At 41.4% G+C, this 11,773-nt stretch carries 9 protein-coding genes and 1 riboswitch; of the genes, 3 read left to right on the forward strand and 6 right to left on the reverse strand.

The genetic code is table 11. From position 1 onward, the window contains the following. The 4 genes from AB5754_RS12000 to AB5754_RS12015 form a co-directional block, all read right to left on the reverse strand. Nucleotides 1–2,607 (reverse strand): SNF2 helicase associated domain-containing protein (locus tag AB5754_RS12000; RefSeq protein ID WP_368259616.1); only part of this gene is annotated, 2,607 nt, incomplete at its 3' end. 63 nt (nucleotides 2,608–2,670) lie between these two features. Next, nucleotides 2,671–5,784, reverse strand: coding sequence for an AAA family ATPase (locus AB5754_RS12005; RefSeq protein ID WP_368251616.1), 3,114 nt, complete (start codon nucleotides 5,782–5,784; stop codon nucleotides 2,671–2,673). A gap of 11 nt (nucleotides 5,785–5,795) precedes the next feature. Next, nucleotides 5,796–6,905 carry an exonuclease SbcCD subunit D gene (locus tag AB5754_RS12010; protein ID WP_368251617.1) on the reverse strand — a complete coding sequence of 370 codons (1,110 nt, stop codon included), beginning with the start codon at nucleotides 6,903–6,905 and terminating at the stop codon, nucleotides 5,796–5,798. Between the two features lie 174 nt (nucleotides 6,906–7,079). Next, entirely contained in the window at nucleotides 7,080–7,697 is a 618-nt protein-coding gene (locus AB5754_RS12015; RefSeq protein ID WP_368251619.1) for a lysophospholipid acyltransferase family protein, read from the reverse strand. A gap of 181 nt (nucleotides 7,698–7,878) precedes the next feature. On the opposite strand from AB5754_RS12015, the gene AB5754_RS12020 reads away from it, so the two are divergent. The 3 genes from AB5754_RS12020 to AB5754_RS12030 all read left to right on the forward strand — a co-directional run bounded on the left by AB5754_RS12020 (nucleotide 7,879) and on the right by AB5754_RS12030 (nucleotide 10,406). Further along, nucleotides 7,879–8,619: a tRNA1(Val) (adenine(37)-N6)-methyltransferase gene (locus AB5754_RS12020; protein ID WP_368251620.1), complete on the forward strand. Its 741-nt coding sequence runs from the start codon at nucleotides 7,879–7,881 to the stop codon at nucleotides 8,617–8,619. Further along, nucleotides 8,606–8,911, forward strand: coding sequence for a GIY-YIG nuclease family protein (locus AB5754_RS12025; protein ID WP_368251621.1), 306 nt, complete (start codon nucleotides 8,606–8,608; stop codon nucleotides 8,909–8,911). The genes AB5754_RS12020 and AB5754_RS12025 overlap by 14 nt, the downstream gene beginning before the upstream one ends. 29 nt (nucleotides 8,912–8,940) lie before the next feature. Next, nucleotides 8,941–9,015: riboswitch (Fluoride riboswitch) on the forward strand. 203 nt (nucleotides 9,016–9,218) lie between these two features. After that, the gene (locus AB5754_RS12030) at nucleotides 9,219–10,406 is read left to right on the forward strand and encodes a chloride channel protein (RefSeq protein WP_368251622.1); all 1,188 of its coding nucleotides are present in this window, start codon (nucleotides 9,219–9,221) and stop codon (nucleotides 10,404–10,406) included. Nucleotides 10,407–10,512: 106 nt separating this feature from the next. Here AB5754_RS12030 and efp read toward each other — a convergent pair whose 3' ends face one another. Both efp and AB5754_RS12040 read right to left on the reverse strand, forming a co-directional pair. After that, nucleotides 10,513–11,076: an elongation factor P gene (gene efp, locus AB5754_RS12035; protein WP_368251623.1), complete on the reverse strand. Its 564-nt coding sequence runs from the start codon at nucleotides 11,074–11,076 to the stop codon at nucleotides 10,513–10,515. A gap of 116 nt (nucleotides 11,077–11,192) precedes the next feature. After that, the coding region (locus AB5754_RS12040; protein ID WP_368259617.1) for a cation transporter at nucleotides 11,193–11,773 on the reverse strand (581 nt) is incomplete at its 5' end.

The following is an 11,773-nucleotide window of genomic DNA, read 5'->3' on the forward strand; positions in this document are numbered from 1 at the left end:
GATTTGTCGCAAGCGGGTCAAACCAGCTAAAATACCAATGCGATTTTTGCGAAAGGCTTGTGAATCCATCCCATTGATCTGCTCTTGCATTTGGTGCAAATACGCCAGATAGACGGTTTTCTGCTCTGGAGTTAGGCCACTGTAGTAATTTCGCTCCCGTTTATCTTGTAGATCATGGAGAACTGTCTTTTTGTCTCGCCGTAGGACAAAGGGCTTGATCATCTTCGCCACTTCTTCAGGACTTAATTCCCGGAATTTTTGTCGCGTTGGAAAGAAGCCCGGCATGATCATTTGAAAAAGCGACCAGAGTTCTTCTAAATTATTTTCAATCGGCGTACCACTCAAGGCAAAGCGCTTGTCAATCGTCAAAGAACGCAGGGCATGAGCCGTTTTAGTAGTGCTATTTTTGACCATCTGGGCTTCATCTAAAATTAAATGAGTGATCAAGCGTTCTCGATAAACTTCAATATCTTGGCGCAGACTAGCATAGGAGGTGATATACACATCTGCTTTTTCTGCTAGTAGACGGCTACGCTCTGTTTGATTTCCAGAAACCACCTGAGTCTTTAATTCTGGGGCAAAACGTCGAAATTCCTGTTGCCAGTTATAGGTCAGTGAAGCTGGCGAAATAATCAGGCCTTGGAGCTGTCCTTCTTGTTTTTCCGATAAGAGATAAGTAATCGCCTGTAAGGTTTTCCCTAGCCCCATTTCATCGGCCAAGATTCCCCCAAAATGATAATGGCTTAACATTTTCAACCAACGAAAGCCTGTCACTTGGTAGCTCCTTAAGTCGGCATTGAGGTGATTAGGTAATTTTGCTGGAAACTCTTCTGGATGTAATAAATCCTGTACCATGCCATGAAAGGCTTCAGAAAACGTCACATGTTCTCCTGCCAAACGGTCTTCTAAAGTGAGACTTTGGGATAGTGGGAGCTGTATTTTGCCATTTTTTGTGGTTAATTGATCACGAATGGCCTGCAAGGCAGCAGTGGTTTCTTGGAATTCTTCAGAGTCAAAGGTGATAATCTGACCATTTGCCAACGTATAAAAGCGTTCGTTGGCCAATAAACTAGCTAACACGGCATCGATTTCCTTTTGGTCAATGCCAGAAATGTCAAATTGAATGTCCAACCAAGAACCACTTTGATCCACGGTTAGCTGTGGAGGATGATTTTTAGCATCTAAGTACAATTCCCGCAATTTTTTGCCCATGAGGACTTCTCCTAGTTGACGCAAAGCGGGAACTTCTTTTGTAAATAAATCAAAAATCCCAATCCCTGTAGGCAACTCTTTTTCAAAACCCCGTTCATTCGACCGATAGCCTAGTTGTTGTAAGAGATGACGGGCGCGTTCTTCTTTTTGATAGTCCCGCAAGACCTCCCCTTGACCAGCTTCAGGCAATTTTTCATGTTTAGGATCACTGGAATAAACGATCTCTCCATAATGGCAATCTAGTTGTACTTGGATTTTTCCTTGTTTTTTGCGCAAGATAAATTGAATGGTCAAAGGCTGGTCGCTGATGTATTCATAAACGGCTTCTTCCACTGCTACTTCTCCTAATTTACGTAAGAGAGGTAAGACTTGCATAAAGAGCACGGATAGCTCTTTTTGGGGATAAAGAATTTCCGGAGCAGACAGCCGTTTTAACAGCTGTTCTAAGACTAAGTTAATGTCCAATTGTTGCTGGGTTAGGGCATAGAGCTTCTGATTCACTACCCCCCAATTGTAATGGCTGAACACAGCATCAAAACCTTGGTCACAAGTTAATAAAAAGCCTTCTGACACTTTTTTCACGGAAAAATGTAACGGCCGCCCTTCGTAAAAAGTAATCGGAGCAATCTTTGTCCCATCAAGTTGAATTGACCCAGATAACTGACCCATTTCTTCTAGTAAATGACGTCCTAACGCTACTGGTAACAACAAGTACTTTTTATCCAGTTTACCTTTGTTTAAAATCCCCGATTGGCCGACTAATTCTTGAGTAGCAGCCAAACCAGCCAACTCTTTTAAGACTTGATTTTCCCCTTCCGAAAAGGCTGGTTCCCCTAATTGGAACTGGTATTGTTTATTAACCAAAAGTTTCTTTTCTTCTTGATAAGTTTGCAAGAAACGGTAAATATTTTTCACCACGTAGTTACGACTTTGATTTCGATAGCCGACTTTTAAAGAAATGCCCAAAACCGCCAGTTCTGGATGAAAAGGATTGGTTTCAATGGCATCAATTTGAAATTGGACTTGAAGCGCCTCGTATTTCTTTTCTTGACTCACCCGAACGTGGGCAAAGCCACTGGAAAACATTTCAGAAGGTGAAAAATCCGCAGCTTTAACCAAATCGTCACTTTTAATCCGACGACCTTTGCCTTTTTGGCGCAAATAGAGTTCGACTGCTACTGTATGTTTGCAATAATGGTGTTCTTCCCAATACATACACTGGCAGTAATCTTCTTCCTTAGCCGTGGCATCTAAGTCCACTAAGTATAGCTCGCTACCTAGAACCTCCCCATGCCAAACATTATTTACCGCATCCGGGGTCACCGACAATACTCGCCCTTCTTTTACATACTGGCGCCCACGTTCAATGACTTTTTCTGGAATACTCCATTTCATTCTGCGTTCCTCCGATTTACAAATCCACTACGACCGTCTTAGTCTTCTCTTTATTATGCCACATTATTCCACAAATTCGATGACACTTTGCCCGCTACCTTGCGCTTTGACCAAAAGCTTGCGGGTAATCCGTTCTTTTAATTCTTGCACATGACTGATAATCCCAATCAAGCGCCCTTCTGTTTCAATCATACTCAAAGCTTCTAACGCCATTTCCAAAGAGTCTTCATCTAAAGAGCCAAAGCCTTCATCAATAAACAAAGCTTCAATGGCGATTCCCCCAGCTCGATTTTGAATCACATCAGCCAGTGATAAAGCCAAAGCCAGAGCGGCAATAAAACTCTCGCCACCTGATAACGTCTGCACTCGCCGGGTTTGCCCAGAATTATCATCATAGATATCCATATCTAATCCTTTAGCTCCTCGACCGCCAGCCTCTTTATCTGCCAATTGGAATTGATAGCGTCCTTTTGTAAGCCGTAATAAACGTTCATTGGCCACAAGAAGCACTTCTTCTAAATAATTTTGCAAGAGGTAACGTTCCAGACTGGTCTTATACCGATTTTTACCATTCATGGTATCAGCCAATTGGACTAATTCACTTTGTTGGGCCACTTGGGCTTCATTTTCAGCAATTAACTGCAAGAGTTGCTTTTGTACTTGTTGATTATTTTCTAATTGAGCCAGACAAGTCGCCAATTTTTTTTGTGCTGCACTAGTGTTTTCTTGGGCTACTTTCCGTGTTGCTTCCAAAGCTTCCATATCTGGCACTTGGGCATTAGTGAGGCACTTGGCTAGTTTTTCCTGACTGCGACTAACATAATCCAGTTGCTTATCATAGTCATCTTTTTTGGTGAGTAACTCAGGTAAAGCGCTGAGGTTTGCTACCAATTCTTGAAAAGCCGCTTCATCTTTCGGCCCTTCACTTGTGAGAAACAACTGCTGGAGTTTTTCTTCCCCACGTTTTTTTTGAATTAGCGCTTGGGATGCTTGTTGCTCTTGTTGACTTAAGGTAGCTTTTAAGGCCACTAGTTCTTGTTGCAAGTTTTGGCCTGCTAAAGTAAAGTCTTGGATTTTAGTCTCTTTTTCTGCCACTTCTTCTCGTAATTCTGTCACCACTGTGGTTAATTCTGCCAATTGGACAGTGCCTAATTGACGTTTTAAGCCGGCTAACTCTCCTTCTAGGCGACTGGCATTCGCTACTTCTTGTTGCTCTGTTATAGCGAGATCCCGTTCTTTTGTCGTGAGTTCTTGTTCTTCATTCGTTATCACAACGAGTTCTTCTTTGCTTATTTTCAACTGAGCTAACTCATTGATAACTTGAGCTTCTAAATGACAAAATAAGTCCACATTTTCCGCCAAAGTTAAAGGGACTTCTTCTACAAAGCTACTTAATGCCTGACGAAATTGTTGCAAGCTCTCTTCTTTTTGTGCAAGTAATTCTTTATTTTTAGCTGTTAATTGGACGAGCATTTTTTCATCTTGTTCCACTTGAGTCTGAGCTTTAGTTAATTCTTGCTCTGCTTTTTTTCCTGCTGACTCTAATTCTTGCAATTGGATTTCAGTTTGAACCAAATCACTTTCCGAAAAATCGCTAGCTTTTTTCGGATGCTCTGTGGAACCGCAGACTGGACAAGGTTCTCCTGGCAATAAATCCAAAGACAGCCGGGCAATCATCAAAGCTGCTTGTTGACTTTTTAATTGCGCCAATTGTTTTTTGATATTTGCTACTTCAGCATTTAAATCATTCACTTTTAAGCTGTGAGTGTCCAGCTGTGATTGGGCATTTTTTTGTTCTAATTCATGGTGGCTAGCTGCAGTGGCTAATTCTACTAAGCGCTCTTTTTGAATAGTCAGCTGGGCCAATTGCAGTTGGATAGTTTGTAATTCTGACTCTTTAGCTACCTGTTTTTCCAAGTTTTGCTTTTTAATCGTCCATTCAGTAATTTGCTTTTGCAACTGGTTTTGTGCTGCCTTGATTTCTGCTAGCTTTGCGGCCACCTTGTTGGCATTAGTAGTCAATTCTTCTTGTTGGGCTGCCAAGGGCAATAGTAATTCTTTTTGGCTTAACTGACTTTTTAAGTTCTTTAATGCCGCTTTCTCTTCCTCAATTTCAACAGCTTTTGCCTCCCAAGAAATTCTTTGTTCTTCTAAAACAGCCAGTTGCTCCGTGGATTTTTCCACCTGCTTTTGACACTCTTCAAAATCCGTTTGTCGCTGAATTTTAGCTGTCAAGATATGTTGGTGCTCTTGGGCCCAATGTAACCTGTTGATTTTATCAGCCACAGTTGCCAACTCACTAGCTTGAGCTGTTAATGCTTGGAATTGCACCGCCAACTGTGCTTGCTCATCAAAGCTGTTTTGAAGTTCTTGTCCTTGGTAAAAAGCGGCTTCCGCTTTTTTTTCTGCTATTTGGGCTGTGAGAACCTTTTGTGCGAATCTTTCTTTTTCCTCACTTAATTGAGCCAAATCTGCCGCCCATAAGTCAGGCAATTCAGTAAAAGAGTGGTACTCCTTAGGTTCTTGCCATTGGAAATGTTCCGCCACTGCCGCCATTTTCACTTCTAAAGTAGCAAGAGTAGCCGCTCCTTTGTTGGCTTTAGTTTTCAACCATTCATTGATTTCTTGATACAGTTGCGTATCAAAAAGTTGGCGCAGGACTTGTTCTTTATCCGTGCTGGAAGCTACCAAAAAGTTACGAAATTCCCCTTGAGGTAACATAATAATCTTAAAAAATTGCTCTGCTGTTAAGTGGAGCAACTCTTGAATGTACTTGTCTACGCCTTTAGTCAGCTCCTGTTGTTCTTGACCGGCCTGATTAAAAATCACCAAGCGAGTCTTAGCACTTTTACGAGTGGTTCCGGCTCCTCTTTTACGGCTAAGTTCTTGTTCCGGTTGGCGGGTGATTTCATAAGAAAAGCCACCGTGTTCAAAGGTAAAAGACACTTCTGTTGCCTCGCTTACAGAAGCAAAGCTTGAGCGCATTTCTTTAGGTTGTCGGAGCTTACCTGAGGTTTGCCCAAATAAGGCGTAGGTCATGGCATCAAAAATCGTCGTCTTACCCGATCCGGTTTTGCCACTAATCAAGAACAAACCTTGTCCGTCAAAAGCGCTAAAGTCTACCGTTTCATAGATAAACGGGCCAAAATTTTTCATCGTTAATTTTTGCGGTTGCAAGACCCTACCTCCTATTCTTGATTTTGGGCACTTAGACTTTCATTAAGCCATTCTGTTTGTCTCTTGGTTAATTTCTCACCAGTCATCTCTTCAAAAAAAGTTCCCATTAATTCTTCCGGTGATTGCGTTTTACGAAGGGTTGTGGCAACTTGTTGTCTGTTCATTCCTGCTACGCGTTCCAAGCCTAAAACCCGGGGATAGATTTCTCTTAAAGTATTCATTAAATTGGGAATGATTCCCCGATTCGTTAATTGAATTTGTAAAAAATCCTCTCGTTGCTGATTTTGATAAAAAGCCGGATCAAGCAATTCCTCATAAGAAGCCTTTAACACTCGTACCTCATGCTCAGGCACTAAGGGTAAAAAATGTCGTTTGTTTGCTGTAGTATCCACAATAAAGACGCCTTTTTCTTGATTGGCCTCAGATAAGGAAAATTTTAACGGAGAGCCACTGTATTGAATTTTAGGATGCTTGATGGCATTTTTCCCATGAAGATGGCCTAAAGCGACATAATCAAAATCTGCCAACAACTCTGAAGGAATGCTATCTAAGCCCCCAACTTCTACTTTGATCTCTGAATCACTACGCATGGAGCCCGCCACAAAAAAATGAGTCACTAACACATGGCGTAAAGCGGGATCAAAGGCGCTTTTGATTTTATCAATCACTAAAACCATAGCCTCAGCAATATTTTTTACGTCTGTTTCAAAATACAAACGAGCTGCAATGGGTTCAAAATAAGGCAGTAAAAAGAACTGGGTGTCACCGATAACCACCGGAGTAAAAGCTTGTTCCATCCGAGTATGTAAGTGATAGTTCGTCTGACTAAACCAAGGACTGCCCACTTCCAAACGCACTCCGCTGTCATGGTTACCAGAAATCGCCAATAAAGGAATTTTCGCTTCTAAATTCAAAGAACAAATTTTCTGATTCAGCAAAGCCACCGCTTCAGTAGGGGGGACTCCTCGATCATAGAGATCGCCTGCTAACACCACTGCATCGACTTTTTCACTTATGGCCAACTCAATAATCTGGTCCAAAATTTTATCTTGATCGGCTAATAGATCATAGCCGCTAAATTTCTTGCCCACATGCCAATCTGCTGTATGTAAAAAGCGCATCTTGTCAGTCCTTTCAAAAAAACTCCTTCTCGCCATTATATCACTTTTTCGCAATTAAGTTGAGGCCAGTCGCAGCAAGAAACAGCTCAGAAGATAGAAAGCAGCTAGGGTGTCTATGAATTGATCAATCTAAAATAAAAACGGCACCTCCATTTCAAAAGGCACCGTCTGTTCTTATTTTGCTTGATAAGTAAAACTCGGATCGATCTCTTTATCTAAAGTATCAAAAGCGCTTTGAATGCGACGCTCAACTTCTGCTAAGCCCTCTTTGTCCATTTTTTTAATGTCGGAAATATCAATAGGCTCACCAAAACGCGTTACCACTTTTTTTCTGGCCAGTAACCCTTTAAAAGTCACAGGGCCTTGATACACACAAGGGACAATGGGTACTTTCGCCATTTTGGCAATTAAAGACATACCACCTTTTAACTCGGAAGAATGACGGGTACCACTAGGAAACATGATCAAACTCAAGTCCGTGTTTTTCAATAACTTAATCGGCGTTTTCACCGCACTGGGTCCAGGATTTTTTCGATCCACAGGAAATGCGTTACAGTGAGTTAAGATAAAACGCAAAATGGGATTTTTAAACAGTTCTTCTTTGGCCATAAAAGAAAACTTTTTCGGGGAAGCCCCTAAAGCCATGTACAAAGGGTCCCACCACGTTCTATGGGGGGCAACTAAAATATAATTAGTGTTTTCGGGGAGTGCTTGACGATTTTGATAATCCGCTCGTCCATTTAACAAGAAGAGTAGTCCTCTGACCAGTCCTCGAATAAACGAATAAAACATGTGATCTTCCTTCCTACATTCATCTACACAACTGATTCTAGTATGCAAAAATTTTCAGCCAGTGACAAGTAATTTTTCTCTTTTGCTTCTCTTGACCTTCAATAGTATAATACAACTTGCTGAAAATGTACGCTTAACCACTTAAAACCTAACCAAAACTACAAAATTAGGAGGCGGACCTGTGAATTTACTTCCTGGTGAACGCATTGATCAATTATACGCAGAAGGCATAAAAATCATCCAAAGCCCGGATGTCTTTTCTTTTTCTTTGGATGCGGTCTTATTGGCGAATTTCCCCCGCATTCCTAAACGAGGGAAAATTGTTGATCTTTGCGCTGGCAACGGCGCAGTGGGCCTTTTTATCGCCGGCAAAACCCAAGGACAGATCGAGATGATTGAACTCCAAGAGCGTTTAGCGGATATGTCCAAGCGCAGTGTGGCTTTAAATCAGCTGGAAGAGCAAGTTACGGTGCACAATCTGGACTTAAAACACAGCCTTCAAGCAGTCCCAGCAGATTCTGTGGATTTATTGTTGTGTAACCCCCCTTATTTCAAGGACTTACCCACCAATAGTAAAAATCCCAATCCCCACTTGGCCATTGCCCGCCACGAAATCCACGCTAGTTTGACAGATGTTTTAAAAACAGCTAGCCAATTGTTAAAGATGAATGGTCGTTTTGCCATGGTCCATCGTCCCGAGCGCTTTTTAGAGATTCTAGAATTGATGCAAACTTATCGAATTGCGCCGAAACGCGTCCAATTCGTTTACCCAAAAGCTGGCAAAGACGCCAATATTTTGTTAATTGAAGGAATAAAAGATGGCAAAACAGAAGGCTTTAAAGTTGCCCCACCGCTAGTGACTTATGGCACTGATGGCAAATACACTTCAGCCATTAAGGAGATGCTTTATGGCCGCCAGTGATCATTACTTTTATGTGCTTCATTGTAAAGACAACAGCTTTTATGGTGGCTACACTACTGATTTACGCCGACGTCTTAATGAACACAATTCCGGCACTGGTGCCAAATACACTCATCCTGCCAGCCGTCGTCCCTTAAAGATGATTCACGCAGAACATTTTACTAATCGTGTAGACGCCACCCGAGCCGAAGCTGCTTTCAAAAAACTAACTCGCCGTCAAAAAGAGCGCTATTTAGTGGATCATCTTGCAAAAAATTGCGCACCTGATGAAAATCCAAAGAAAATTTCTTGACAAACATGCCAGCTTATTAGATACTTTCTTTGTTATCTGGGAATGATGTCTCCCTCAGTATTTACTGAAACCGCAATGAAATTGCTAATGACTTCTGCCTCTTTTTTGGGCAGGAGTCATTTTTTTGTAGACTATGTTTGGCTTCACGAACTAGCTCTTCTCAAAATTAAGTCAAAACTTCTTCTTGGTAAAGAGATCAGGTGTTGGTTTCTCCTTAATTCTTGAAAGCTAAACGAGTTCGTTGCACCTTTCTTATTTTACATAACAACAATTTCTACCATAAAATTATCAGAAGTGAGGTTCTCCTATGAAAATTACCCGAAAAAAAATCCTATTGCTCCTCCTTAGTCTCCTGATTGGTCTCATCGCTGGCGGTTTAGATGCCCTTTTTGGTCGTGTACTGCTCTTGGTGACAGACTTTCGTAGCCAACATTTTTTCTATTTGATTCCTTTTCTAGCCATTGCAGGGATGCTTTTTACCGCTCTCTACCAAAAATATGGTGGCAAAAGTCTGGGGGGAATGAGTCAAGTCTTCTTAGTAGGTCATGAAGATGACGATGAAATTCCACTACGCCTGATTCCTTTTGTTATGAGCGGTACTTGGTTGTCCCACTTGTTTGGTGGCAGTGTAGGCCGAGAAGGAGTCGCCGTCCAATTAGGGGCTACGGTGGCCAACTGGTTTGGACGTAAGTTTCACTTAGAAGAACATGCCAGTGATTTAATCGTCATTGGTATGGCCGCAGGATTTGCCGGACTTTTTCAAACTCCCATTGCCGCCACCTTTTTTGCCTTGGAATTATTAGTGGTAGGCCGCTTAAAATACCAAGCCTTACTCAATTCCTTATTAGCCTCTTTTATCGCCAGTAACGTTTCCCACTTACTAGGTTTAGAAAAATTTAGTTTTGCCTTAAAGGTACCCGTAAACCTGACTTTGACCTTATTTTTACAATTACTGCTTCTAGGGGTGCTCTTTGGCCTAACCGGTGCATTATTTGCCAAACTGTTAAGTTGGGGCAAAGCTTTCTTCCAAAATCGAATTCCCAATCCCGTAAAACGAATTGGAATCGGTGGTGTCTTGGTGACAATTTTAATGATTGCTCTTTATCAAGGACGTTATGCTGGTCTAGGCACCAATCTTATTGATATGAGTTTTGCCGGAGAAAAGATTTACCTCTATGATTGGCTCTTTAAATTATTGTTAACTGTTTTAACTATTAGCGTAGGCTTTTTAGGCGGTGAAGTTACCCCTTTGTTCACCATTGGCGCGACTTTAGGCATCATTTTAGCTCAGCTTCTTGGTTTGCCTTTAGTCTTAGTAGCTGCCCTAGGCTATGCGGCTGTCTTTGGCAGCGCCACTAGTACGTTATTGGCACCAATCTTTATCGGTGGTGAAGTTTTTGGTTTTGAATACTTGCCCTACTTCTTTATTGTCTGTGCTGTAGCGGCTGTCTTCAGTCGCGGACAAACGATTTATTCCTTACAAAAACATTTTTAAACTAAGAAAGACTGAGTGAACTCACAAGGCCCAACATAGTTAGATCAAGATAGTAAAAAAGCGGAAAATCCCGAATGAATCAGGATTTTCCGCTTTTTAAATTGAATTATTTACCTGCTCGTTTTACGTAAGTACCTTCAGCAGTGTTGACTTCTAAGAGTTCATCCACTTCGATAAAGTCTGGCACGTTTACTACCAAACCAGTTTCCATTGTAGCAGGTTTACCAGAACCTGTTACGGTTGCACCTTTAATCGATGGTTGAGTTTCCACAACACGCAATACCACAGTAGATGGCAATTGCACACCAATCACTTCGCTACCGTAAAATTGAATTTTTACTTCCATATTTTCCAAAATGTATTTCATTTCGTCAGCAATGGTCTCCAAAGGAATTTCGTATTGTTCGTAAGTTTCTGTATCCATAAAGAAGCCCATGTCATCCATGGTGTAAAGATATTGCACATTTTTAGTATCAATGTGCGCTTTTTCGAATTTTTCATCGGGTCTTAACGTTGTATCATAAGTTGCCCCAGTCCGTACATCCCGTAATTTCATACGCATTACGGTATTCCCTTTACCTGGTTTATGGTGGCTCGCATCGAGTACTTTAATCAATTTTCCGTCTTGGATGAATGTCATCCCGGCACGCAAATCACTTGCTGAAATCATGTTACTCCTTCTTTCCTATTCAATAGTCCTCGTCCATTTTAGCAAAAGCCTAGCAAATACGCTACCTTTTACCGTGGATTTCTTGGTCAAATCAAGGAAATCTCTAAACAGAAGTGTTATTTATGGGGTTTATAATCCGCTTGATACTCATCGACTTCAATGTAAATATAAGCCCGTTTATCCGCTAATTGTTTGCGGATTTTTGCTTCAATTTCATTAATAATTCGATAAGCAGCCCCTTCTTCCTTGTCCACCAGATCAATTTTAGCAGCAATCATCACTTCATCAGCAGATAAATGCAACGTCTTTAAGTCTAGCAGTTGTTTAACTTCTGGTCGCACAAAAGCTGCTCTGATTTTTGCTAAATCTCCTGCCGTCACACTTTCCCCTACAATCAAGCTGTAAAATTCTCGGGCTAAAAACAAAGCTGCCAGCATCAACAATAAGCCAATCAATAAACCACTAAACGCATCGAAAAAGGCATTGCCGGTAACCATGGTTAAAATCGTGCCAAAAAGGGCCACTAACAAACCTACTACCGCACAAAAGTCTTCGGTAAAGATAATCAAGATTTCACTGTGACGACTTTCCTTTAAAAACGCTAGTAAGGAAAGTTTCTCTGTATTTAATTCTCGAATTTCTTTAAAAGCCACCCGCAAAGAACTGCCTTCCACCACCATACCAAACAACAAAATAC

The organism is Enterococcus sp. 2201sp1_2201st1_C11_2201SCRN_220225, assembly GCF_040925905.1.
GTDB lineage: Bacteria > Bacillota > Bacilli > Lactobacillales > Enterococcaceae > Enterococcus_C > Enterococcus_C asini_A.